This window comes from Caballeronia sp. GAFFF1, assembly GCF_023630705.1.
Lineage (GTDB): Bacteria > Pseudomonadota > Gammaproteobacteria > Burkholderiales > Burkholderiaceae > Caballeronia.
In genome coordinates this window covers 129,124-154,665 of the sequence record NZ_JALQEM010000002.1, presented here as the reverse complement: position 1 = coordinate 154,665, position 25,542 = coordinate 129,124, and the positions used below count along the sequence as shown (strand labels likewise).

20 protein-coding genes are annotated in these 25,542 nt (G+C 62.2%); 6 read left to right on the top strand and 14 right to left on the bottom strand.

Annotated elements, in window-relative coordinates; all coding sequences use genetic code 11:
• The first annotated feature begins 1 nt into the window (after position 1).
• From ilvA to queF, 3 genes are read left to right on the top strand one after another with little or no spacing between them, the layout of a single operon-like run.
• On the top strand, positions 2–1,525 hold the full coding sequence (gene ilvA / locus NCR37_RS01590) for a threonine ammonia-lyase, biosynthetic (protein WP_250471207.1): 1,524 nt from the start codon (positions 2–4) through the stop codon (positions 1,523–1,525).
• 13 nt (positions 1,526–1,538) lie between these two features.
• On the top strand, positions 1,539–2,450 hold the full coding sequence (locus NCR37_RS01585; RefSeq protein ID WP_250471206.1) for a 5'-nucleotidase: 912 nt from the start codon (positions 1,539–1,541) through the stop codon (positions 2,448–2,450).
• Positions 2,447–3,271, top strand: coding sequence for an NADPH-dependent 7-cyano-7-deazaguanine reductase QueF (queF, locus tag NCR37_RS01580; protein WP_250471205.1), 825 nt, complete (start codon positions 2,447–2,449; stop codon positions 3,269–3,271). The genes NCR37_RS01585 and queF overlap by 4 nt, the downstream gene beginning before the upstream one ends.
• A 148-nt stretch (positions 3,272–3,419) precedes the next feature.
• Here queF and NCR37_RS01575 read toward each other — a convergent pair whose 3' ends face one another.
• From NCR37_RS01575 to NCR37_RS01555, 5 genes are all read right to left on the bottom strand, one after another.
• Positions 3,420–4,085, bottom strand: a complete 666-nt coding sequence (locus NCR37_RS01575; RefSeq protein WP_250471204.1) for a hypothetical protein — start codon at positions 4,083–4,085, stop codon at positions 3,420–3,422.
• Between the two features lie 175 nt (positions 4,086–4,260).
• On the bottom strand, positions 4,261–8,142 hold the full coding sequence (locus tag NCR37_RS01570) for a type VI secretion system Vgr family protein (protein WP_250471203.1): 3,882 nt from the start codon (positions 8,140–8,142) through the stop codon (positions 4,261–4,263).
• A 567-nt stretch (positions 8,143–8,709) separates the two neighbouring features.
• Positions 8,710–9,096, bottom strand: a complete 387-nt coding sequence (locus tag NCR37_RS01565) for a RidA family protein (protein WP_250471202.1) — start codon at positions 9,094–9,096, stop codon at positions 8,710–8,712.
• A gap of 30 nt (positions 9,097–9,126) precedes the next feature.
• Positions 9,127–10,605, bottom strand: coding sequence for an N-acyl-D-amino-acid deacylase family protein (locus tag NCR37_RS01560; protein ID WP_250471201.1), 1,479 nt, complete (start codon positions 10,603–10,605; stop codon positions 9,127–9,129).
• 2 nt (positions 10,606–10,607) lie between these two features.
• Positions 10,608–11,495, bottom strand: coding sequence for a MurR/RpiR family transcriptional regulator (locus NCR37_RS01555; protein WP_250471200.1), 888 nt, complete (start codon positions 11,493–11,495; stop codon positions 10,608–10,610).
• Between the two features lie 141 nt (positions 11,496–11,636).
• Here NCR37_RS01555 and NCR37_RS01550 point away from each other — a divergent pair, with 141 nt between their 5' ends.
• The gene (locus tag NCR37_RS01550) at positions 11,637–12,911 is read left to right on the top strand and encodes an amino acid deaminase (RefSeq protein ID WP_250471199.1); all 1,275 of its coding nucleotides are present in this window, start codon (positions 11,637–11,639) and stop codon (positions 12,909–12,911) included.
• Here NCR37_RS01550 and NCR37_RS01545 read toward each other — a convergent pair.
• Positions 12,908–13,372, bottom strand: a complete 465-nt coding sequence (locus NCR37_RS01545; RefSeq protein WP_250471198.1) for a MarR family winged helix-turn-helix transcriptional regulator — start codon at positions 13,370–13,372, stop codon at positions 12,908–12,910. The genes NCR37_RS01550 and NCR37_RS01545 overlap by 4 nt on opposite strands.
• Before the next feature lie 20 nt (positions 13,373–13,392).
• Positions 13,393–14,988 carry an MFS transporter gene (locus NCR37_RS01540; RefSeq protein WP_250471197.1) on the bottom strand — a complete coding sequence of 532 codons (1,596 nt, stop codon included), beginning with the start codon at positions 14,986–14,988 and terminating at the stop codon, positions 13,393–13,395.
• Between the two features lie 107 nt (positions 14,989–15,095).
• Between NCR37_RS01540 and NCR37_RS01535 the strand changes: the two genes are divergently transcribed.
• On the top strand, positions 15,096–15,944 hold the full coding sequence (locus NCR37_RS01535; RefSeq protein WP_250471196.1) for an EcsC family protein: 849 nt from the start codon (positions 15,096–15,098) through the stop codon (positions 15,942–15,944).
• On the opposite strand, the gene NCR37_RS01530 is transcribed toward NCR37_RS01535, so the two are convergent.
• The 3 genes from NCR37_RS01530 to NCR37_RS01520 form a co-directional block, all read right to left on the bottom strand.
• A complete protein-coding gene (locus NCR37_RS01530) occupies positions 15,914–16,834 on the bottom strand; it encodes an alpha/beta hydrolase (protein ID WP_250471195.1) in 921 nt (306 codons plus the stop codon). The two genes, NCR37_RS01535 and NCR37_RS01530, sit on opposite strands and share 31 nt — an antisense overlap.
• Before the next feature lie 36 nt (positions 16,835–16,870).
• On the bottom strand, positions 16,871–17,263 hold the full coding sequence (locus NCR37_RS01525; RefSeq protein WP_502800468.1) for a CHRD domain-containing protein: 393 nt from the start codon (positions 17,261–17,263) through the stop codon (positions 16,871–16,873).
• Between the two features lie 220 nt (positions 17,264–17,483).
• Positions 17,484–18,635: a porin gene (locus NCR37_RS01520; protein ID WP_250471193.1), complete on the bottom strand. Its 1,152-nt coding sequence runs from the start codon at positions 18,633–18,635 to the stop codon at positions 17,484–17,486.
• A 433-nt stretch (positions 18,636–19,068) separates the two neighbouring features.
• On the opposite strand from NCR37_RS01520, the gene NCR37_RS01515 reads away from it, so the two are divergent.
• On the top strand, positions 19,069–20,004 hold the full coding sequence (locus NCR37_RS01515) for a LysR family transcriptional regulator (RefSeq protein ID WP_250471192.1): 936 nt from the start codon (positions 19,069–19,071) through the stop codon (positions 20,002–20,004).
• A 6-nt stretch (positions 20,005–20,010) separates the two neighbouring features.
• Here the strand turns inward: NCR37_RS01515 and NCR37_RS01510 are convergent, their stop codons facing one another.
• From NCR37_RS01510 to NCR37_RS01495, 4 genes are all read right to left on the bottom strand, one after another.
• Positions 20,011–22,959: an ATP-binding protein gene (locus NCR37_RS01510; RefSeq protein ID WP_502800466.1), complete on the bottom strand. Its 2,949-nt coding sequence runs from the start codon at positions 22,957–22,959 to the stop codon at positions 20,011–20,013.
• Between the two features lie 165 nt (positions 22,960–23,124).
• Positions 23,125–23,775: a response regulator gene (locus NCR37_RS01505; RefSeq protein ID WP_250471190.1), complete on the bottom strand. Its 651-nt coding sequence runs from the start codon at positions 23,773–23,775 to the stop codon at positions 23,125–23,127.
• Between the two features lie 96 nt (positions 23,776–23,871).
• Positions 23,872–24,501, bottom strand: coding sequence for a response regulator (locus tag NCR37_RS01500; RefSeq protein ID WP_350029037.1), 630 nt, complete (start codon positions 24,499–24,501; stop codon positions 23,872–23,874).
• Between the two features lie 171 nt (positions 24,502–24,672).
• Complete coding sequence (locus NCR37_RS01495; RefSeq protein WP_250471188.1) at positions 24,673–25,431, bottom strand: response regulator; 759 nt, start codon at positions 25,429–25,431, stop codon at positions 24,673–24,675.
• Positions 25,432–25,542 lie beyond the last annotated feature (111 nt).

Below are 25,542 nucleotides of genomic sequence, written 5' to 3'. Positions count from 1 at the left end.
CATGAACCATCCCGATTACCTGAAGAAAGTGCTGACGGCGCGCGTCTACGACGTCGCACGCGAAAGCGAGCTGGAACCGGCGCGCAATCTGTCGGCGCGCCTGCGCAACTCCGTGTATCTGAAGCGCGAAGACAATCAGCCGGTCTTCTCGTTCAAGATTCGCGGCGCGTACAACAAGATGGCCAACTTGCCGGCGGATGTGCTCTCGCGCGGCGTTATCACGGCATCGGCGGGCAATCACGCGCAGGGCGTGGCGCTCTCGGCGGCGCGGCTCGGCTGCCGCGCGGTGATCGCGGTGCCGACCACCACGCCGCAAGTCAAGATCGACGCCATCCGCACGCACGGCGGGCCGACCGTCGAAGTCGTGCTGGCGGGCGAATCGTACAGCGACGCCTACGCGCGCGCCGTCGAACTTCAGGAAGAGCGCGGCCTCACCTTCGTGCATCCGTTCGACGATCCGGACGTCATCGCCGGGCAAGGCACGGTTGCGATGGAGATTCTGCGCCAGCATCAGGGCCCGATTCACGCGATCTTCGTGCCGATAGGCGGCGGCGGACTGGCGGCGGGCGTCGCCGCGTACGTGAAAGCGGTGCGTCCGGAGATCAAGGTGATCGGCGTGCAGACCGAGGATTCGTGCGCGATGGCGCGGTCGATTACGGCGGGCGAACGCGTGACGCTCGGCGAAGTCGGCCTGTTTTCGGACGGCACGGCGGTGAAGCTCGTCGGCGAGGAAACCTTCCGGCTGTGCCGCGAACTGCTCGACGAAGTGCTCACCGTCGATACCGACGCGCTCTGCGCCGCCATCAAGGACGTGTTTCAGGACACGCGCAGCGTGCTCGAACCGGCGGGCTCGCTCGCCGTCGCGGGCGCGAAGCTGTATGCGGAACGCGAAGGCATCGAAGGCAAGACGCTCATCGCCGTGACTTCCGGCGCGAACATGAACTTCGACCGCATGCGCTTCGTCGCGGAACGCGCCGAAGTGGGCGAGGCGCGCGAGGCGGTGTTCGCGGTGACGATTCCCGAAGAGCGCGGCAGCTTCCGGCGCTTCTGCGAACTCGTCGGCACCCGCAGCGTCACTGAATTCAACTACCGCATCGCGGATGCGCGCGCCGCGCATATCTTCGTCGGCGTGCAGATCAAGTCGCGCAAGGAGACGGCGCAAATGATGTCGTCGTTCATCGAGCACGGCTTTGCGACCGTCGATCTGTCGCACGACGAGCTTTCCAAGCAGCACATTCGCTACATGGTGGGCGGCCATTCGCCGCTCGCGCAGGACGAGCGCCTGTTGCGCTTCGAATTTCCCGAGCGGCCGGGCGCGCTGATGAAGTTCCTGTCGTCGATGGCGCCGAACTGGAACATCAGCCTCTTTCACTATCGGAATCAGGGCGCGGATTACAGCTCGATTCTGGTCGGCATTCAGGTGCCGCAGTCGGATAACGCCGAATTCGAGCGTTTCCTCGCGACGCTCGGCTATCCGTGGTGGGACGAGCAAGCGAACCCGGTCTACAAGCTGTTCCTCGCGTAAGGCCGAGCAGCCGATGGCCTTCACGCTCGAAGACAAGCTCGTGGTCGCGATTTCGTCGCGCGCGCTTTTCGATTTCGAAGAGGAAAACCGCGTCTACGAGACCGGCGATCTCGCTCGCTACGAGGCGCTGCAACGCTCGCGGCTCGACACGCCCGCGAAGCCCGGCGTCGCGTTCGGACTGATTCGCAAGCTGCTGGCGTTGAACGCGCACGAGCAGCGCGTCGAAGTCGTGATTCTGTCGCGCAGCGATCCGATCAGCGGCCTGCGCGCGTTCCATTCGTGCCGCGAGCACGGACTCGCGATCGAGCGCGGCGTGTTCACGCGCGGCCGCTCGCCGTTCGCGTACTTGAAACCGCTGCGCGCGTCGCTATTTCTGTCGGCGAATCCGGACGACGTGCGCGCTGCGCTGGCCGCGGGCTTTCCCGCCGCCCGCGTGCTGCCCGAAACGCCGCGCGCCGCGAGCCGGTATGCTGATGAAATCCGCATCGCGTTCGACGGCGACGCCGTTCTGTTCTCCGATGAAGCCGAACGCGTGTTTCAGACCGAGGGTTTGGGCGCGTTCGTCGGCCACGAGACAGAGAAGAAGGATTCGCCGCTTCCCGGCGGACCGCTCAAGCCGCTTCTGGCGGCGTTGAACAAGCTGCAACGCATTGCCGACGACAACGAAAGCCAGTCGCCGATGCACATACGCACTGCGCTCGTCACGGCGCGCTCCGCTCCCGCGCACGAACGCGCGATCCGGACGCTGATGGCGTGGAACATCGAAATCGACGAAGCGATGTTCCTGGGCGGCCTCGACAAGGGCGAATTCCTGCGCGAATTCGAACCCGACTTCTTCTTCGACGACCAAATCCGCCACTGCGAGTCGGCCCGCGTCGTGACAGCGACGGGGCACGTTCTCAGCGGCATAGCGAACGCATCATGACACCCGACCAATCTCCGCTCGGCAAAGCCGTCAACTACACCGAACAGTACGATCCCGCGCTGCTCTTTCCGATCGACCGCAAGCGCGCCCGCGACGAAATCGGCGTGCCTGCGCGCCTGCCGTTCTTCGGCACCGACGTCTGGAATGCGTACGAGCTTTCGTGGCTGAACAGGCGCGGCAAGCCGCAGATCGCAGTCGCGACGTTCTTCGTGCCGGCGGAGTCGCCGAACATCGTCGAATCGAAGTCGTTCAAGCTGTATCTCGGATCGTTCGCGCAGACGCAGTTCGATTCGATCGACGACGTGCGCGCCGCCATCAAGCGCGATGTGACGGCGACGTGCGGCGCGACGGTATCGGTGCAGCTCGTGCCGCCCGCCGATTTCGGCAAGCTCACAATGGAAGAATTCGACGGCTTGTCGCTGGACCGGCTGGACCTCGATTGCGAGATTTATGCGCCGGACCCGTCGCTGCTGTCGGCATCGCACGACGAAGCGCCTGTCGACGAGACGCTGTTTTCCAATCTGCTGAAGTCGAATTGTCCTGTCACCGGACAGCCGGATTGGGGCAGCGTGCAGATCCGCTATTACGGCGGACAGATCGATCACGCGGGTTTGCTGCGGTATATCGTGTCGTATCGCGAACATACCGGGTTTCACGAGCAATGCGTCGAGCGCATCTTCATGGACATCATGCGGGAATGCAAACCGGAACGGCTCGCGGTGTATGCGCGGTATACGCGGCGCGGCGGGCTGGATATCAATCCGTTTCGGACGAATTTCAATTTGCCGATGCCGGATAATGCGCGGTTGGGGAGGCAGTGAACGGACGATGGAGAAGTCGGAGCATTCACCTCCTCCCGAGTCCTCATCGAAGGAAAACACGCATTACTGCCAAACCTGCGAACCGACGCCCAGCCGACGCCGGCGTTGGTCCGCAACCTAGTGAGGCAATGTAGCGCCGCCCGACCGCTCAGCCCGTTACTTCGTAAGGACAATGCCACATCCAATGTGCGTCCGCGAACCACGCGCCATTGAGTGCGCTGCCCGGCGGTATTCGAGCTTGCGGAAAAGTATCGCCCATTCGTATAACTTGTTTGTCGACGACGTTGTGCGTGGTCCATCCTTCCCACCAACCTGTTTCGGGACATAACTTGCCCGTTCGCAGATCCATTTGGCCGTATTTCCTGCGCTTTGCGTCTTCGCGCTCTTGCAGTTCAGCAGGCGTGAGATACCAGCGCTCGATAATCAGCGAACGGAGGTTTTCGGCAGCCTCGAAGTCTGACTCGCTCGGCCGGTCGGAGATGGTTCTATACACGAGCCGCACGCGGACATCAAATGGCGAATCGGGCGGCATAGGCAAGCGCAAGTTGAAGATGATTTCGTCCGGTGTTTGCATTTCCAGGATGGGCTTCGCCATATACGTCAAGTGTTCGCGGCGAACGCCGTCCATTAATTCACCCGGCGCGTCTCGACGGAGGCCGAGCCGTTGCTCCAACGTTTCTCGAGGGATGAGGGCCGACTTAAAGACATTACTTCGCATCCCGAACGACCGTCCTACGCCAATCCGCCGCTCCTCGTTTTTCTCAAGCAAGTCGAAGTTTGCTCCGAAATCGCCTTTGTCGTAGTAATAGCTCATTTCGCCATTGATACGCGAACTTTCAAGGTTGCCTATAGTTGATTCGATTGTCTCGATGTCTGTCTTTCCCGCCACCCACTGTAGACCTAGCTCCGAGACGCGAAAGACCGTTGAGATTTGCTCGTCTGTAAGCGGAGTCTGCCTGGGGCGTTGCAATCGCTCAGTTGACATTCGTTCAACCTCCGTTTCTTGAGGCGTTACCTGAAACGCCGGCGCTTGTAGCGGCTTTCGTGGCTCGGCGGCTGTTATAAGAGAGGGCATACTTACGGCTGCACTGATTGACAACCATATCATCCGGCGCACGATCGGAACTCCAATAAGAGCTCTCAATTTCACCGCATACGAACGCGTCATCTTCCCACGGACGCGACTGATATCCGCTGTCAACAACCATATCGTCAACGTCAATGGCCGATCGGTCGGCGCCAGCGCTACCGAGCAACGTTTCTGCTTGCTTTCTTGCACGATCGTATTCCTCGCGTAATGAAACGGGATCGCTTGCGTACGTGGGATACCACTTAGCAACCGTGAAAGCGTGGAGATTCCACACATATTTCGCAACCGCCATCTGCTTAATCCCGAGCAGATTGGCATTGTCGTCAGGCAAAACCTGGCTAGCGGACGCTCTCACAACCGCGTTTGCCAACTCACTGAACTGCGAGGCTTGTGCCGGCCATTGACGGATGTTAGGCGTATCCGGAAAATCCGCAGCGCGCTGCTGGACCAGCGCATAAATCCAGAAGTCCTGCTGGCAATGCCGGGTCTCGTGGAATACCGTATCGACTAAGTTTTTAAGCACTACCCGCGCTTGTGTTTCCCGCTGACTCTGATCTGTGACAGCGCAAGGTGCGAAGAGCGGACTAAATGGATCGGTATTGATGGACAAGGTCCAATGGGCCGGGTCAAATGTGCCTTTGGCGTTTCCAACGAGGGTATCGTTAGTCACGGTAATCGTCGGAAAGGCTTGCTCCGGCAATGCGAAATTGCCCGACTGCATCGCCGTCAACGCATTCCTGACTGAAAGCGAGATGACTTTGGCCAGTTTCTGACACGTTTGGTCTGATAGACAATTCGAGCCGTCGATCAACTTCGCATAGAGAGTCGGCTTTTCCTTTCCGAAGTAATTGCTTCCCCACTGCACCTGTTCAATCAGGGCCTGCGCCATCTCCTTCGCGAACCGCTCGGCAACCGGGTATGCCAGTCTTCTCGCGTCCTTCCGATCCTTCTCGCTATAACGCATCCCCCAGTTATACGGCTCGCATAGTGCAAAGTACGGTGATTTGCCTGCGCTTGACGTTGTCTCGTCTCGTGCCTGCAACTCGCGATCATTGACTTTGGTCGTCTCGCGCTTCTTCTGCGAAGAGACTTCCGGCACATGCGCGTCCGCCGATTGAACAAGCATGGCGGAAAGAACCGAGGACGGATTGTTCGTACCGTCGTTGTGCAGAATCTCGATCGTTGCACGCTGGACCGAATCCGAAAGCACCAAGGCTGTCTCGCCCGCGTCGTTCGTTCTCCCTTCTAGAAGAGTTCCATCGTCCAGCACGATGCGATATGGCTGGTTGGGGATTCCAAAGCCCGCGATTGGATCGATCAATATGAACGGCTCAGCCACTTTGGCGTCATCGATATTAGTCAGCGGCGTTTTGACCGGCTTTTCGTGAGGCCCTTCTGTCCCATGAGTCGCCGCATGAACGAGAAACTGCCCATTCGTGAATCCGAGCAGGCCGTCCGGACTGATTTCGAGCATCGTCCCGCCGGCGTTCAGGCGGATTCGCTTGGCCGCAGTAATGTCAATGCCGTCGCCCGTACTGATGATCTGGACGTCCTTCTTTGCAATAAGCTGGACACCGTCTCTCTGCGCTTCCAGCCGAATCTTTCCCGCCGCCGCCGTGAGCGCTATTCCCGCCTTCTGCACGAAGACGGCGACCGATTCAACGACACTCGCAAATACCGACCGAGCCACCGCAAAGCTGACGTGGCGCCCGCTGGTAACGGCGAGGTCTTCGCCGCTTGAAATGTGCGTGCTGCCGCCCGTCGTCGACTGAATGCCAACCGGACTCGAAAGCGTCAGGTGGGGCGCTTCAAACTCGGGAAATTGGCCTTGGCCGGCATCCAGATCGCTCCTGCCGCGTATGGCCTCGTTGGCCGTTTCGATCGCTCTCGCAACGGCGCGCTGGTCATCAACCGCGTTCTGCGCACAATGTTGTTGGGCAACATCAAACAGGCTCTCATGAATTCCATGTGCTTGGGTGAGCTTGGCGATAGTCTCACCCATGTCGAGCGCATGGCCGCGGGCGTTCTCGCGAGCTTCCGTAGTCAGCAGTAACCCTTTTGCCGCACGCGCCACGCCATGCCCATCAGTACGCAGTTCGAAGCCTTGACCGCGCGCCTCCTGTCGTCCCTTGTTACCGTCAATGCGGGTGTTGAAACCCAGCGTCAGACTTGACTTCGCATGGTCGCTCGCGAGCTGCGCTTGTAGTCTTCCGTGCGTATCGTCGAGTGCAATGTGATTCGAATCGCTACTTTCACCCAAGCTCTGACTGCGCAAGCCGCTCAACGCACTGTTGCGCGGCATTTCCCACGGCGGCATGTTCCAGCGGTCCACCACGAATGCGGACACATAAGGTCTGTCTGGATCGCCGTGAACATGAGAGACGATGACCATTTGGCCGGCGCGTGCGGGCGTCACGACGCCCATCTGGCTACCTTGCCACTGCGTAGCGAGGCGAAGCCACACGGAAGTCGCGCCGTCGAACTGCGCCTGCCGATCCCAATCGTATTGAATGAGCACGCGGTTCTTGTCGTCGACCCACACCTCATAGTGCTCGTTCTTGTGGTGCTCTGGCGTGACGATGACGGCGTACTCGTCATCGACATGAGGTCTCGGTGTCGATTGCGGCATCCGATAAATCTCGGTGCTTGGTTGCAATTCGAACTGGGTATCAACGGAATACTGGCGCCACGATCCGGACGATGTCCCTACCTCAGTGAGCTCGAGTTCGCTAGAAAGCACGATGTATTCTTGGTTGGCGCTCCTCTGCGGATAATTCACCAGCCTGAACGTGCGGCCGGGCTGAAGACCGCGCAAACGTCCTTTTCCATGTACGCGCAGGCTCGCGCAGCGCACAGCCTGCAACTTGACGCGCGCAAGGTGCAAACCCTCCTGACGCAGATCGTTCCGATCAGTCAGCGGCGGATCGGTTTCAGGCTGTGCGAATTCCGCTGGCGCGTAGATTTCGATTCCCGCGCTTGCAGTGCCATGCGCGTCCACGAATTCCTCTCGCAATGCGGCATTTGCCCGTCTCAAGCGAGGCTGCATATAGTCGTGGTCGTTCACAGTGGCTTTGCCGGCCGTGAGAGAGTAAGTCACCGACAATTCGTCGATATGCTCTTCATCGATGCGTCCGCCAGTGTGATAGCGCAGTGTTTCGTAGGCAACACCGTGGCGATGAAAGCCGCTGAGCGCGTCCGAGACGACGAGCGTGTGGCCATCCTTGTCATGTTCGAACCAGAAGAATAGTCCCCACTCCTCCATGAGTCTCATGGCTATCGACCAGTCCGACTCCCAAGCCTGACGAAGGAAATCCCGTGGCGGATAATATCCCTTTCCTCCCGAGGGACCGGCGATTCTCCACTCGGTCGTGCCGTACGGCATTAGAATCTTTCGGAGAACCTCGTCGACCGAACCTCGAAAGATGCGCGAGTTCTTGTTTTGCGTGGCCCGCCACACGGCAGGACGAAGCACGAACTCATAGATCGCGCAACGATTCTCTGCGCAGATGATTCTCGCGGACGTTATCTGACCGCTGATATAGCGCGTGTCTGCCCCACGATTCGCGTATCCCGAATATCCTCGTTGGCCAGGACGGAAGGTGCCGATGCCGGTCACCTCAATGGCGACCGTTCCGGACGTGCCAACTATCTTTTCAAGATCGACCTGTGCTGCGTCGAGCGGGTCGAGCAACAGATCCAAGTCCTCTACTTCCGCAATTACGACGTACTCGTACAACTGCCCCACTGCCTCGCGACCGCGAACGCTGCGCACCGTCAGCATTTGCCGTCGAGACTCCGTCCCGTCGGCCTCTTGGCTTACGATCTCAGGCAGTGCGCGACTTCTGAAGGTAACAGTGTGTGATTGAACCGTCCACGGCATATGCACATCACACTCCGACATTCATCGCACCGCCTACGGACCCACCACTCGTTGGGGTCACGCTGACACGTTGGCGCGTTATGAAGCCGGCCGCAATGATGGAACAGGCTCCGCTCATCTGCGTGCGTTCGGTGAGGTGGCTGCTGTGCGGTATGTGGAAGCCGGTGGGCATGAGGTCGATTACTAACTCGTTCAGTCCTTCCCGGCAATCATTCGAGCCTTCGAGACGAGCGACATCACGGACAGCCATCTTTATCATTATTCGTAGTCCTTTTTTTAGTCAATAGACTCGACAATTGGACCGTGCGTAACTGCCCGTGGCCATGGGACTAGTCTTAATCGCAAGCGAGGACCATACTACGCGTCGCGCTAAAAGCAAAGAATCCCGCAAGCTAACGGCTGGCGGGATCTTAGGCAGCGCGCGGTTATTCGCGCAAGGTTTCTGTCAGCTTCAGCGCGAAGGGAACATCACCCCCCCGGCTTCTTATAAGCCACGCAATCCACCTCGACCTTGCAGTCGATCACCATCGACGACACCACGCACGCCCGCGCCGGCGGGTTCGCGCCGAAGTACTCCTTGAACACCTTGTTGAACGAAGCGAAGTCGCGCGGATCGTCCAGCCACACGCCGCAGCGCACCACGTGCTCGGTGCCGTAGCCCGCTTCTTCCAGAATGGCGATCACGTTCTGAATCGCCTTGTGCGACTGCTCGACGATCCCGCCGTTGATCACTTCACCGTCCTGCATCGGCGTCTGGCCCGACACGTAGAGCCAGCCATCGGCCTCGACCGCGCGTGCGAACGGCATATGCGCGCCGCCTTGTCCCTTGCCGCCTTCCACGCCATAACGCTTCATCTTTTCACTCCTTTTGGTACGCAATAAGTCTTAAAACGCGCCCGCCGCATCCAGCTTCGATGCCGCGCCGCGCGCCACGAAACGTCCCGCGCGCTCGCCCGTAAGCGCCGCCTCGCGATACGTCAAAACGCCATTCACCCAGACCGCGTCGATGCCATCGGCCGCCTGCTCCGGCCGCGCGAACGTCGCGGCGTCGCGCACGCGCTCCGGATCGAACACGACAAGATCGGCGTGATAGCCCACCTTCACCTCGCCGCGCTGCTCAAGACCAAAGCGCCGCGCCGAGAGACCCGTCATCTTGCGCACGGCCTCTTCGAGCGAGATCAGCGCCGTGTCGCGCGCATAGTGCCCGAGCACGCGCGGAAACGCGCCCCACAAGCGCGGATGCGGCAGCGGATCGTTCGGCAGGCCATCGGAGCCGACCATCGTCGCGGGATGCGACAGAATGCGCCGCACGTCGTCCTCCGACATGTTGTGATACACCGCGCCCGCCGGTTGCAGGCGCTTCGCGGCTTCCTGCTGGCTCACGTTCCAAACCGCTGCGATGTCGCGGATCAGCTTGCCCGCCATCTCCGGATGCGGCGTCGACCACGTGATCGTGATGTCGATATCGCCCGTCACCTGTTTCAGGTCCAGCGTCGACGAACTGCGGTTATACGGATAGCAGTCGCAACCGACCGGCTGTCCTTCGCGCACGGTTTCGATCGACTTCAGCACTTCCACGCTGCGCCCCCAGTTCGACGGCCCCGCGCATTTCAGATGCGAAATCACCACCGGCACGCGCGCATGACGGCCGACGCGATACGCCTCGTCCATCGCGTCGAGAATGGCATCGAACTCGGTGCGCATGTGCGTCGTGTAGAGCGCGCCCGCTTTCGCGAGCGGCTCGGCCAGCGCCTGCACTTCCTCGGGCGGCGCGTTGAACGCCGATCCATACGCGAGCCCGCTCGACAAACCGAGCGCGCCGTTGTCCAGCGCCTCTTCGAGCTGCGCGCGCATGCCGGCGATTTCATCGGCGGTCGCGGCGCGGTCGAGCCGGTCCATGTGGTTGTTGCGCAGCGCCGTATGGCCGATCAGCGCGCCGACGTTCACAGCCGGACGCGCGTCGTTCACGGCATCGACATACGCCGCGAAGGTCGGATAGCGGAACGCGGCGGCATCGCCGAGCAGGTTCATCGGATCGGGCGGATCGCCCTTCAGCGTGACCGGCGACGCGCTGATCCCGCAATTGCCGACGATCACCGTCGTCACGCCCTGCGTGATCTTCGGCATCATCTGCGGCGAGCGGATCACGTGCGTGTCGTCATGCGTGTGAACGTCGATGAAACCGGGCGCGAGCGCTTTGCCGTGCGCGTCGAACACGTCGTCGGCGCTCCAGTGCGACAAGCCGCCCGGCGCCTCCATGGCGACGATGCGGCCGTCGCGCACCGCGACGTCGCGTTCGACGGCGGGCGCGCCGGTGCCGTCGATCACGCGCGCGCCGACGATCAGCGTGTCGCACTTTTCCATGATCAATCTCCCAAAGGTTGGCGCTCGCCGCCGCCGCGATGCGCGTCGAGCGCGTGTTTCATGCGGCGCAGCAGTTCGCGGCTGCGGTCGGCCTGCTTCACCGCGAGTTCGGTGACGAGCAGGTCGAGCGCCATCATCATCGCGTAGCGCGACGACGACGGCTTGTAGATGAAATCCGTCTCGATCGCGATGACGGGAATGAGCCAGTCCGCGAGCGTGCCGAGCGGCGAAGCGGGCGCGGTCAGCGCGATGACGCGCGCGCCGTATTCGCGAGCGAGCCGGCAGCTCTCCACCATCTCGGGCGTCTGCCCCGTCACCGAAAGCGCGACGACGACATGCTCTCTCGACAACGTCGACGCCACCATGCGCTGCAAGAGCCCGTCCTGATAAGACGCGACGGGCCGCCCGAGGCGGACGAGCCGAAAGCGCATTTCGTCGGCGAGCGCGGTCGATCCGCCGCCCATGCCGAACACGTAGATCATCGACGCGGCGGCGAGGGCATCGGCTGCTTCGGCGACCGGCGCGGCGCGCAGCGCGCCCTGATTCTGCGCGAGCGTCGTCTGCACCTCCTCGAAGATGCGCGCGGCGAGCGAATCCGGCAACGCGTCCGGCTCGCGCTTCAAGAACCGCTGGCCGACCGCCGCCGCTTGAGCGAGCCGCAGCTTCAGTTCGCGCACGTCCTCGCAGCCGACCGCTTTCGCGAAGCGCGTGACCGTGGCAATGCTCACATTCGCCTGCTCGGCGAGCGCGCCGATGCTCGCCCGCGACGCGCCCGTGAGATCGTCGAGAATCAGCGCGGCGACCTTGCGCTCCGCGCTGCGAAGCAGGGGCGCGCGCTCGGCGATGCGCGCGACGATGTCGAAGCTCTGCGGGTCGGCTGGGCCGTTCATGGTGTCGGGTTTACTCGGAGCGCGTGTTACTAAATAACAATTCAACGCCGATCCTACTTTGGGTACCATAGTGCCGTCAACCGTGAAGGATTTTAAGCGCGTACACAAACGCATCTATTCGGACCGATGGAGCAGCAGCACATGAAAGTTACAAACTATCAGAGCGCGACGATCGACCCGTTCGGCAAGGGTCTCGGCATGGTGCCCGGCACGAGCATCCAGTTGGGCGAAGCCGGGCGTCTGCAATGGAATCTGCTCGAAGAAGACGTGAGCCTGCCCGCCGCCGTGCTGTATGCCGAGCGCATCGAGCACAACCTGAAGTGGATGCAGGCGTTCGTCGAGCAATACGGCGTCAAGCTCGCGCCGCACGGCAAGACCACGATGGCGCCGCAACTCTTTCGCCGTCAGCTCGATACCGGCGCGTGGGGCATCACGCTGGCGACCGCGCATCAGGTGCGCGCGGCGTATCGCGGCGGCGTGCATCGCGTGTTGATGGCCAATCAACTGGTCGGCAAGCGCAACATGGGCATGATCGCGGAGTTGCTCACCGATCCGAGCTTCGAATTCTTCTGCCTCGTGGATTCAGCCGATGGCGTGGATCAACTCGGCGCATTCTTCACAGACGTGCGCAAGAAGCTGAACGTGCTGATCGAAATGGGCGTGCCGGGCGGCCGCACCGGCGTGCGCGACGACGCGCAGCGCGAAGCCGTGCTCGCCGCGATTGCGCGCTGGCCGGGCGTGATCGAACTGGCGGGCGTCGAACTTTACGAAGGCGTGTTGCAGGACGAGTCGAAAGTGCGCGAGTTCCTGAAGAGCGCCGTCGATGTCACGCGCAAGCTGATCGACGAGGGAAAGATCGCGCGCAAGCCGGCGATTCTGTCCGGCGCGGGATCGGCGTGGTATGACGTGGTCGCAGACGAATTCGCGAAAGCGAACAGCGACGCTATCGAAGTGGTGTTGCGCCCCGGCTGCTATCTGACGCACGACGTGGGCATCTACAAGAAAGCGCAGAACGAGATTTTCGCGCGCAATCCCATCGCCAAGAGCATGGGACAGGGGCTAAAACCCGCGCTGCAGTTGTGGGCCTACGTACAGTCGATTCCGGAGCCGGACCGCGCGATCATCGGGCTCGGCAAGCGCGACTCGGCGTTCGATGCCGGCATGCCGGAGCCCGCGAAGCACTATCGTCCGGGCGCGGACGCGCCGCGCGATGTGTCAGCGGAGGAAGGCTGGGAGGTTTTCGGCCTGATGGATCAGCACGCGTACATGCGGATCAAGCCCGGCGACGATGTGAAGGTCGGCGACATGATCGCGTTCGACATCTCGCACCCGTGCCTGACGTTCGACAAATGGCGGCAAGTGCTCGTCGTCGACCGGAAGTATCGCGTGACCGAAGTGATCGAAACGTTCTTCTAAGCCTTGTCGTCGGCGGTGGCTGCCGCGCTCGCCGCGGCCACTTCCTGTATGCGCGATTCGAGCATCTGAAGGGCGCCCGACAATGCCTCAATCGCGTCGTCGGGCATCGCGGCCATGGTGTCGTGCAGAAACGCGTTGCGGCGCGGCAGGCCTTCTTCCGTGGCGGCGCGGCCCTGCGCCGTCAAAGCGACATTCGATACCCGATTGTCGCGCGCATCGACGCTGCGCACGATCCAGCCGAGCGATTCCAGCGTCTTCAACTGTCGCGTGAGCGCGCCGGGATCGACGCGCAACCGCTCAACCAGCGCCTTCTGCGACAGGACGCCGGCATGCTCGTGCAGCGCGAGCAGAATGCGCCAGCGCGGCATCGGCTGGCCGACCGCCAGCTCGAACGCCGACATGAATGCGCGATAAGTGCGCCCGAACTGTTGCACCACGGCGATCCGATCCTGTTCGTTCATGCTTGTGCTTCCCTCAATCGTCATTCGGCGAGGATGACCGGTTCAGACTGGCGTTTCAAGCGCACGAGCGGCACGCGGCGCGATTGCCACACCGACACCACCGCCACCACCGCCGCGACCGCGAGACCGATGTGAATCGCCGCGACCAGCGCCTCGCGCGCCGCTTCGAGCAGCATCGCGCCGTTGTGGCCCGCCGCCGAGAGTTGCGCGAGCAGCGTCTGCTGTCCTTCGTGGTTGATGAGAATCTGCGGGTCCGAGAGGTCGGCGAACCAACGCATCGCGTGATCCCGCTCCAGCGCGAGGCTCACGCCGCTCGCGTACAAATGGCTCACGAGCGTGCCGGTCAGCGCCGTGCCGATCATCCCGCCGATCATGCGCAGCGATTGCAAGAGCGCGGTGGCGATGCCGAGATGCTGGCGGCCCGCCGTCTGTTGCGCGAACACGGTCAGGTTCGGCATCACGAACCCGAGGCCGAGACCGCCGAGCAGCATGAAGACGAGCAGCAGCGCGCGCGGCATGGTGTGCGTCGCGACGACCACGCCGAGGCACGACACCGCGAGGCATCCGAAGCCGATATACAGCATGCGGTTCGGATTCGACAGCCGCGTGACGATACGCCCGTTCAAAATGCTGCCGATGGTGATGAACACCACGAGCGGCGTGATCATCATGCCCGCGCCCTGCGGCGACATGCCGAACCCGCCCTGAAACAGGAGCGGCGCGTAAAAGAGCAGCGAAAACATCGTGAAACCGCCGAGAATCGCCAGCGTGAAGAGCGCCGCGAGACTCTGGTTCCGAAACATGTCGATGGGAAGAATCGCGTAATCGCAGCGCATCTCCCATTTCCAGAGCACGAAGCCCGCCGCGGCGCTCGCCACGAGCAGCGTCGCCGTCTCCAGGCTCACGCCATGCTTGGGCAACAGTTCGACGAACAATTGCAACGCGCCGAGCGCAACGGCGATGAGCACCGCGCCGGGCCAGTCGAGCCGCATCTTGCCCTTATGCGCGACATGCCGAAGATGCGGCAGGAAGCGCCACACGAAGAACAGCGAGAGCACGCCGACCGGAAGATTCACATAGAAAACGGAGCGCCAGCCGTAGTACTGCGTGAGGAACCCGCCGAGCGACGGCCCGACCGCGTTCGCGATGCCGAACGCCGAGCTCATCAGCACTTGCCAGCGCAGGCGCACGACGTTGTCGGGAAAGAGATCCGCGATGCACGCGAACGCCGTCCCGACGAGCATGCCGCCGCCGATGCCCTGCAAGCCGCGAGCGAGCACGAGGAACATCATGCTGTTGGCGAGCCCGCACAGCACGGACGCCACCGTGAACACGACGATCGACGCGATCACGAACGGCTTTCGGCCGTAGTAGTCGCCGAGCCGTCCGAAAATCGGCACGGTGATGACGGATGTCAGGAGATAGGAAGTCGCGACCCACGCGTAGAGCTCGAAGCCCCTAAGCTCCGCGACGATGGTCGGCAGCGCGGTGCCGACGACCGTCTGGTCGAGCGCGACGAGCATCGTCACGAAGGAGATGCCCAGCATCGCCATGAGGGATTCGCGAAACGGGAGGACCTGCCCGGTCGAATGATGCGCGGCTGTATGAACGGCCATTTTTTGTAAGAGCAATGATTGACTAGTCAACTTAAATGGAATCATAGCACGGTGCCGCGCTCTAAGCTGCGTGGTCAATCACCCTTTTCGGATCAAAGAAACGACGCATGGAACCGACGCCCATCATCACCTCCCCGCTCACGCCGGAGGACTTCGCCGCCCTCTCCCGCGCCAAGGAAGCGCTCGAAAGTCCGTCGCTCACGATGAAACTGGCCAGCGTGATCGGCGCGCCCATCGAGAAGCTGATGGGCCGCCTGCCCGGCGCCGCGCAGGAAAAAGTCGACGAAGCGACGCAACTCGCGCTGAAGAAATGCCTGCAACTCGCGCTGCGAACGCTCGGCAAGAGCGCGCCCGCCGGCTCGCTGCTCGCGCCGCCGCCCGACAAGCCGAACAACCTGCTCCACAAGCTCGCAGTGGCGACGACCGGCGCGGCGGGCGGCGCATTCGGCCTCTTCGCGCTGCCGGTCGAGTTGCCGGTCACGACCACGCTCATGTTCCGCTCCATCTGCGATATTGCCCGCAGCGAGGGCGAGGACGTGCATCGCGTGGAAACGCAGTTGCAATGCCTGATGGTGCTCGGCATGGGCGGCACGCGTAAGGACGACGACAACGCCGATCTCGGTTATTTCATCGTGCGCGGCGCGCTGGCGCAGTCCGTCTCGCGGGCGACGAGCGAGATCACCGCGAAGGGACTCAGCGGCCACGGATCGACGGCGCTGCTCAAATTTCTACAGACGATCGCCTCGCGGTTCTCCGTGCAGGTCAGCGAGCAGGTGGCGGCGAAGTCGATCCCGGCTATCGGCGCGGTGCTCGGCGCGATGGTCAACACCGTCTTCATCGATCACTTTCAGCAGATGGCGCACGGCCACTTCACCGTGCGGCGGCTGGAGCGGCAATACGGCACCGCGGCGGTCGAACGCGCGTATCAGACGATCGAGGTCATGGGCAGCCGATGATGCGGCGCGGGCGCGCCGGTCACGTCGTCGATGAACCGGGCGCCGTGCGCGAGCGCCTGCCGCGCTTCGGGCATGAACGGCGCCCAGATCGGGAAGATATGCGGCACGTTGCGCCAGATCTCCAGATCGACGCGAACGCCCGCCGCTCGCGCTTTCTTCGCGACGCGCGTGGAATCGTCGAGCAGGAGTTCCGTGTCGGCGGCCTGAATCAGCAACGGCGGCAAGCCGTCGTAATCGCCGAAAAGCGGAGACGCATAAGGATGCGCGGCGTCGGCGTCGCCCAGATATTGCGCGGCGACCTTCGGGAAGACGGCGGCGTGGAACATCGGATCGCGGCCCTCGTTGCTCGTCATCGACGCGCCGCTGCCCGTCAAGTCCGCCCACGGCGAAAACAGGACGGCGCCCGCCGGAAGCGCGTCGCCGGCATCGCGCAAGGCGAGCAGCGTCGCGAGCGCGAGACCGCCGCCGGCGGAGTCGCCAGCGATCACAATTGTTTGCGGCGCGGCATCGGCGAGCAACGCGCGATACGCCGCGACGGCGTCATTCACTGCGGCGGGAAAGCGGTGCTCGGGCGCGAGCCGGTAATCCAGCGAAAACACATTGGCCTGCGCGCGCACGGCGAGCCCGAAACTGATCGCGCGATGACTGCGCGGTGAGCAGAAGTAATAGCCGCCGCCGTGCAGATACAGAATCGTTCTGCGCGACGCCGCCGAGCGCAGCCATTCTCCGTTCGCGCCGACTTCGAGTTGCCAGCCCTTCGGCACCGGCGGCGACCATAGCCGGCGCGACGTGTACGCGCGGGCGCGTCCGACATCGAGCACGGGCTTCGCGGTCTCCGGACGCATCCGGCGCCGCAAGACCCAGCACGCGAATGCGCTTTGCCAACTCATCGCGCGCGCTCCGGACGGCCGGTCATGTCGCTCACGTCAGTTCGACGGCATGACCTGACCGCGAATCTCCCCGGTCGGGTTCTCTTGTGTGTGAACGTTGAAGTACCACTGCCCGGCCATCAGATCGGAAACCTGCTGTTCCGTGAGCGTCGCCTGCCCCGTCATCGGACTGGCGAGTGCGCGCTTATCGACGGGAACCTGCACTTTCGCGTTCTGCCCGACGGGCGCGGGCCCGTGGAAGTGCGCCATCGTGACGGGGCCGGAGAGGTCGGCGTACGTCGCGGTCCAGGTGAGTTGCCTGGTATTCGTGTCGAAAGTGGCGTCGAGTGCGCCGTGGCCTTTGCTCACGCGCGGCGGCACTTCGCTCGACGGCTGAAGATTCGCTTTCAGCGCGACCGTGTCGGCATGGGCGATCGTCGATGCGAGCATCGCGGCGGCGATGGCTGCGCAGTAGAGCACATGCGGCGTGCGTGTCGAGATCATTTCCCGGTTCTCCGTTTTCATGGCGGCGCGTCGGCCGCGTCTTCATGGTAGTGCATTCGGAGTCGGGACGCAGTTGGCAGCGGACGAACCACCCGCAAACGCGAAAAGGGCGCCTCGCGGCGCCCTTCTCTGCTAGCTAGCTACAGTTCGATACTGCCGAGACTGCTTAGAAGCGGTGACGGATACCCGTCGTCACGAGAACCTGACGGCTGCTCGAAGACGGGCCACCCGGCGCGCCGTTGATGCCTGCGAACGGATAGACTTCCTTGTCCTGGCTGCTAGCGATTTGCACCACGCCTTCAGCGTAGATGTCGGTGCGCTTCGACAGAGCGTAGTCCGTCTGCAGACCGAACTGGTGGAAGCGCGCACGGCCCGTGTCGCCCGCGAAGTTGGTCTTCGCGTTCGTGAACGTGTACGCAGCACCGAGCGAGAGCGCCGGCGTCAGCGCATAGCGACCGTTGACCTCGTAGTTATTGACGATGCTGGAGTAGCTCTCGATCGAGTTGTTGTCTTCACGCGTTTGCGTCCACAGCAGGCCGAACGTCATCGCGCCGGCCGAGAAGCTGCCGCCCGCGCCGAACGTGCGCAGACGAGCGGTATCTTGCACCGGCGAGAATGCATTGGCTGCGACAACGTTTTCGGTGATGGCGCCGTTGTTGTTCGCATTGAAGCCATTCGCTTGCGTGTACGCTGCGCCGACCTTGAACGGGCCATTTGCATAGCCAGCACCCAGGCTGTATGCGCGGTTGTCCGCGAAGCTGCCCGCGCCGTTCGAGAACGCATAGGCGCCTGCGAACGACAAGCCAGCGTAGTTCGCGCTCACGAACTTGACGGAGTTGTTGACACGGAACGCGTTGCCGTCGAGGTTGTCCAGATCATCCGGGTGAGCGAAGTACGTGCCGCCCCACGAGCCCGTTGCGCTCAGCGGGCCGAGGTAGTCGGCGACTGCGTCGGTCTGACGGCCGAGCGTCACGGTGCCGGCTTGCGTCGACAAACCAACATATGCCTGGCGGCTGAACATGCGGCTATCCACGCCGTTACCGTTAGCAACGTTGAAACCATTCTCCAGCGTGAAGATCGCCTTCATGCCGCCGCCCAGATCCTCGGCGCCGCGCAGGCCCCAACGGCTCATCTGGACGTTGCCGCTTTGCATGCTCCACGAGTTGGTCTTGTAGTTGTCGGCGCTTCGCGGTGCTTGCACGTTGTTCACGAACGTGAAACCAGCATCGACCAGACCATACAGCGTAACGCTGCTCTGCGCGCTCGCGGCAGTTGCGAACGATGCGGCGACGGCCGCAACAATCAGAGTCTTCTTCATTGTGTGTTCCTTAGAAAGAGTCGTATGACTCGATAGGGTTGCTCGCGGCGTCTCGACATCTCGGGAGGGTGTCCCGCCTTATGCCTTTCACCGATATTCGGCAGCCCAAAGTGTATGGCTCGCCTTTGCGGCGACCAGCCCAAGGACACACAAAAATCTTTTCGAACAATTCAAAAAATGGAATTTCAATATGAGTTAACGCTTAGGCTTCTTGCACTTACCAATGCACTGAAATCTTGCCGCGCGCGCCGGTCAGTGTGTTCAGTTGCGGACATGCGACAGTGGCCCGAACACCACACACGCAAACAGTCGGACTCCTCTGATTACTTTCTATTTCCCGTCCCACTAATATCGCGCACGCGAGGGCGGCGCATTCTCCGCTCGTGTCCATCAGGGAAAGAGCGTCCCGCATCGCTCGGCACTTCGTCTCACCATGAATCAACTGCAAGCGATGCGCGTCTTCCTCAAAGTCGCCGAAACCGAGTCGTTCGGGCGCGCGGCGGCGGCGCTCGATCTTTCCAATGCGGTCGTCACGCGCTATGTTTCGCTGCTCGAAGCGCATCTCAATACGCGCCTGCTCAACCGCACGACGCGCAGCGTGTCGCTGACTGAAGCCGGAAAGAGCTACGCCGACGGTTGTCGCGCTGTCATCGAACAGGTGGAAACAATCGAGGCATCGGTTGCGAACAGTTCCGTCGATCCTTCGGGGACATTGAAGCTTGTGGCTTCGGCATCGTTCTCGTTGCTGGAGCTCACGCCAATGCTGCGCGCCTTTAGAGACCGCTATCCGAGCGTGAAGCTGCGTCTGACGCTGCTGCACCGTCCGGTCGATCTCGTCGATGAAGGCTTCGACGCCGGCATTGTCGTGCCGCATCTCGTCAACAGCGGCACGCTCATCAGCCGACCGCTCTTCAAGGTCGCGGCGGCGGTCGTCGCCTCGCCGGAATATCTGGAGCGCCACGGCACGCCCGCGCGGCCGGCATCGCTCGCCAAGCACGATTTCCTTGCGCCGTCAGCGGACATACACGGCTCGACGTGGACCTTCACCGGTCCTTCGGGCGTGTCGGAAGAGGTCTCACTGGATCCGGCATACACCGTGAACAGCTCGCCGATGTTGCGTCAGGCGGCGATGTCCGGCATCGGCATCGCCGTGCTCCCCGAAAGCTACGTGGAACGCGATATCCAGGCCGGCGCGCTTGTGCGGCTTCTCGCCGGCTACCGGCTCAAGGATGCCGACAAGGAAGTATCCATCGTCTATCCGGGCCGCAGGCACGTCTCGGCGAAGACGCGGTCATTCGTGGACTTCGCGTTGTCGTACTTCCGGGACCGCGCGCCTGTCGACGCGGGCCTCGTCCCGTCATCGGAGTGAGCGTACTTATTGGATTGCGGCGCTCTGCACCTCGATGCGCCCGAGCAGTTCGGTGCATCGCGCGATCAGCTCGAGCCCTTCGCGCCGCCTGACTTCACGGCTCTTGTTCGGCAAATCGCGCCGGAATGCTTCGAGCGCATCCAGCAACGGCCTGTATTGCAGCACGCTCGCCGCGCCCAGCACCCGGTGATGCCATTCGCGCAGATGCTCGACGGTGCCGCGCTCCAGCAGCGGCTCCAGCGCCTTGAGGTCGTCGCGGAACGAGGTGACGAAGGCATCGAGCAATGCCTTCACGGTGGCCTCGCTGCCCCAGAGTTGCGCCATGCCGCTCAGGTCTATTTCGGCGTCGCGGTCGGGCGTTGCGTCCACCGCGCGTTGCTTTCGCGTTTCGTGTCTGCGCTCCCGACGCCCCGACGCCTTCCAGCGGTTCAGATGCTCGCGCAATGTGGCGAGCCGCGTCGGTTTGATGAGGAAATCGTCCATGCCGGCTTCGCGGCATCGCGTCGCCTCGCTCGAACATGTGCTCGCGGTGATGGCGAGAATCGGCAAGTGATGCGACGTGCCCCGTTCTTTCGCCCGCACGCGCCGCGCCAACTCGTAGCCGGTCATGTTCGGCATGTGGCAATCGGTAATCAGGAAGCCGTAACGCGTCGTCTCGAGGGCGGCCAGCGCTTCAGCGCCGTCCTGCACGACATCGCACGCAAATCCGAGCAGCGAAAGCTGATGCCGGATCAATTCCTGATTCACGGGATGGTCTTCCGCGACGAGCACGAGCTTGCCGTTGTGCAGCGCGTCTTCGCGGCCGGGCGCTTCCATGCGCGCCTCCTGGCCGAGCGTGCCGTGCGCCGCGACTTGCGGCATGCCGGTGAGCGCCGCCACGCACGCCGCGCCGAGGCCGCGCCACGATAGCGGATTCACGCTGACGCGAATGTCGTCTTCCAGAATGCGATAGCCCGTGGGCTTCGGCTTCTCGGTCACATGGATCACGCGCGAGCCGAGCGGCAGCGTGTCCTTGCGCGTATCGCTGAAAAAGACGAGATCGACGCCATCGAACGTTTGAAGCCGGCGCAAGCGAGGATCGTCAGGTTCCATGCGTTCGAGCTCGAGTCCGAGCGCCTGACCGTGCCCGAGCAGCGCCGCCGCGACGCGCGAGTCGTCGATCGCGACGATGCCACGCCTCCCGCGCAGGCCTTCCATTTGATATTGCCGAGTCTCGACCGGCATCTTGAGGCGAACGGTCATCGACGTGCCGGCGCCCACTTCGCTTTGCAGCGTGAGCGTGCCGCCCATGAGGTCGACGAGCCGGTGGCAGATGGTCAGTCCGAGCCCTGTGCCGCCGAAGCGGCGCGTGGTAGAAGTTTCGGCCTGCACGAAAGGTTCGAAGAGCCGTGCCTGCGCTGTGGGATGAATGCCGATGCCTGTATCGCTCACGCTCAGTTCGATGACCTGTTCTGTCGGACGCTGCTCGACCGCTCTTACGTGGAGCGAGACTTCGCCCTGGATCGTGAACTTGATCGCGTTGCTCATCAGATTGAAGAGAATCTGACGCAGGCGCACGCTGTCGCTGCGAACGGACGCCGCCACATCCGGCGCGACGTCCACGCGCACCCTCAAGCCCTTCTCGTGCGCGCGCCCGGCGAGCAAGCCGACTGCACTGTCGACGAGTTCGCGCAAGTCGATCGGCGTGGATTCGATGACCAGGCGCCCGGCCTCGATCTTCGTGTAGTCGAGCAGGTCGTCGAGGATCTGCAGCAGCGCGCTCGCCGAATCCTGAATCATGCCGAGCATTTGCGACTGGTCAGGATTGAGCGGCGTGTTCTCGATGACCTCGACGAGTCCCAGCACGCCGTTCATCGGCGTGCGGATCTCGTGGCTCATCATCGCGAGGAAATCGTCCTTCGCGCGCGAGGCGGCTTCGGCCGCATCTCGCGCACGGGCAAGCTCCTCGGCACGCGCGTGCTCGACGCTGGCATCGGCCCAATAGCCGCTCCAGACGACCGAGTCGTCGTCTTCGCGATGCGCGACCAGATCGGCGCGTATCCAGCGCGTGACGCCCTTCACGGTGGAACGGAATTCGGTGTGCACGGGGTCCAGCGTGCGCGACGACGCTTCGATCTCGAGGAAGAGCCGCCCGCTGTCTTCGGCGTCGACGTGCTGGAGAATTGTGGTTGGATCGGCGGCGAGGGCCGCGAGATCGAGGCCGAGCAGTTGCCGCGTGTCACCGTCGATGTACGGGAGGCTGTATTTGCCGCTGCTCGTGCGGCGCAACTGGAAAACGACCGCCGGCAGGGATCGGGTCACGTCGTGAAGGCGCTGCTCGGTCTGACGGGCGTGCATTTCGGCGTCGCGAATGTCGGTGATGTCGATCATCGTCCCGACGACGCCCATGCGCTCACCGTTGGACGCCGAGAACGCGCCCGTCCAGAAGAGTCCGTAACGCGAGCGGCCGCGCTTATCGACGAATTCCGCCTCGACCTCCTGTCCCTGCCCTGACTGCAGCGTGGCGGCGGATATCTCGTTCACGAGCCGGCTGTGTTTCTCGCCCCACGCGCCCGCTTCGATGCTCGTGCGCCCGATGACGTCCTCGCGCCGCACGCCGAGCGCCGCTTCGAACGCGTGGTTCACCGCGATGTATCGGTTCTCCATGTCCTTCGCGACGAGCGGAAACGGAACCACTTCCATCATCGTCTGCTGAAAGCTCAACTGGGTCGCGAGACGCTGCTCCGTCTCGATGCGACGGTTCATTTCCCGCTGGAGGAGAATCAACGCCCGCAGCGTGACCGCCAGCACGGCCGCGACGCCGATCAACACCGGCAGCAAACGAAGCGCGCTGATGTCCCAGACCGCCGCAAGCGGCGCGCTTGCAGGCCGCGACTGCGCCGCGCCGGACGCGAAGCATAGCGGTGAGACAAGGAGGCTGACAACGAACCAACAGCGTGCGAGCAACGATCTCAATTCGACTCTCTCAGAAGATGCGCGTTCCGATGCGCTGCCTTATGGCGCGGACTGCATCGAGCAATCGCGATGACCAACTTCAGAGTCTGATCGTGCGTGTAACAGAGTAAAATCAGAGGCGTCCGAAATACTTCTTATGACGCTCCGAAAAATGCGGGATGTCGCTCAGACGAGCCCGACTTGACGCAAGTATTCGACGAGTTCGCCTTCCGACTCGAGCCCGAGCTTGCGCATTCCGCTGCGCTTCTGCGTGGCGATGGTCTTGCTGCTTCTGCCGAAGCGCCTGGCGATTTCATGCACTAGCAGACCGCTTGCGTACAACCGGAAGACTTCCCACTCGCGCTTGCTCAGTACCCCGGCCAGCGCCGGCGCCGTGCCGGGTAGCCGGGCGACCGCTTGGTCCACTGAAGGGGAGAGGAAGCAGCGACCTTCCCGCGTGGCGGATATGGCTTCCAGAAGACACTCGAGGGAATCGCGCTTGTCGACGATGCCGTCGATTCCCATTTGAATCAGACCGGCCAACATGCGGTTATGCGACATCATGGTGACGACGATCACGCGGGGCCGGGTTTTCTGCCACAAGAAACGTTTGAGAAACGCGATCGAATTGCTTTCCCCTTCGATGCCTTGCATGCCGATATCGGCGAAGATGTAATCGCACGGCACGGATGCGACCGCTTCGGCCAATTGCGACGAGTTTTGCGCAGTGGCGACCACTCGAATGACGCCGTCCCGCTCCAGGTACGTCGTAATCCCCTTGACGACTGCGGGATGATCGTCTGCAACGATGGCCCTCAGCGGCGAATGTTCTCTCATTTGCATCTTATTGGTCTAATAGCGAGTAACCGTCCGTTGGACGGCGCGTTGCGCTCCCCGCACTCGCTTTTATTTCGGGGCGGTTACTGCTTGCTCTCAGAGCAGATCGCTGTCGGCAATGAACCGGTAAAGATCGGCGTCAGTCGATAGCTCCAGTTTGCGCATGGCTGCACACTTCTGAGCGCTAATGGTCTTCACGCTGCGGTCCAGTTCTTTTGCGATTTCCGTTACGTTCGCGCCTCGCGCATAACGCTCGATGACTTCGAGTTCCCGCGTTGTCAGGCGCTGCCGGATGAAGCGCGCGCGGCTTTCGACATTGGCTACCGACATGGTTCGACGGACCGCCGGGCCCAGATACGTTTCGTTGGCGATGGCCGATACGATGGCGACGTACACCAGATCGAGCCGGTCTTCCTTGCTCAGGAACGCGTGCGCGCCGGCGTCCAATGCTTGCCTGACGAGTGCCGCATTGTCGTTGCGCGACAGAACGATAATGCGAACGTCCGGATAACAATGCGCAATGTGCTGAATGAGCTGTATGCCGTCGCCATATCGGCCGCCCGGCATATAAAAATCAACAAGAGCGACATCGCAATCGCCGCGTGTCAGCGAATCATCCAATTGCGTGGAATTGGCGCTTCGGCTGACGACTTCCACGTTGGGAAAGTTCGCCGCTAGCCGCTCAATTGCCAGAATGACGAGCGGATGGTCGTCCGCAATTGCCAACCTTATACGCCGCGCACGCGAGAAGACCTCGCTACCATTCCCGAATTCCATCGACACAAACCCTTAGTTATGAAGTCCGACACGCGGACCTGATCCCGAATATAAGCATCGGGCACCAACCCCCTAAAAGACATAAGATGCATCTGAATTGGAAATGCGGTCCTGCGCAGATCAGCATAGTCCGCGTGCCCGCACGAACGCGAAGAGACCGGGATCGTTCTTCACTCCGAGCTTGTTCATTGCATCGCGTTTTTGTCGGCTGATGGTGCGCACGTCCCGCTGCAACTCTCTCGCGATCTCGGTGATGGAACGGCCTTTCGCGAATAGCTTCACCACTTCGATTTCCCTCGGGGAGAGGCGCGGCGCATCGGGCGAGGAATGCGTTTCGGCGCCAGCCTCGGCGAGCGCCGCGCGAAACGATGCACTCACGTAGCGGCGGCCGACGCTCGCTTGCTTCACGGCGGTCGGGACAAGTTCAATGGGTTCGGCCTTGTCGACGAGGCCCATTGCGCCGGCATTAAGAATGGAGCGAAGAATGGCAACATTGCTGACGCTGGTCAGCACGACAATGCTGATGCCTGGCCAATCCTGCCTGACCTTGCGGATCAGGAAAAGCCCGTCCTGTGCGTCGCGCCCCGGCTCGGGCATGGCGAAATCGGTGACGAGCACATCGCATGGTGCCTTTTGGAGTTCAGCAAGCAAAGTACTGGTATTTTTGGCTTCGCCCGTGACGAACAATCCGTCGTCCGCATTGATAAGCGCCCTCATTCCAAGGACTACGAAAGGATGGTCGTCGGCCAACACTACACGAAGCATCAATAGGCCCTCGGCTATTTCTATGTTTAGTGGCGCTTTTCGACGCTCGCGACGTCGCAACGCCGCGAAGCGCGGATTAACGCGCTGACGCGCACGTAAAATCCGAACACGCATTCAAGCAGCGTTATTCAGTTTTAGGTACTCGCTGCATTGCGTTCCCGCCATTTGATGACAGACCGCAGACATAGCTCTCTCAGCATTTCAAAATATTTTCCATCAAAATAA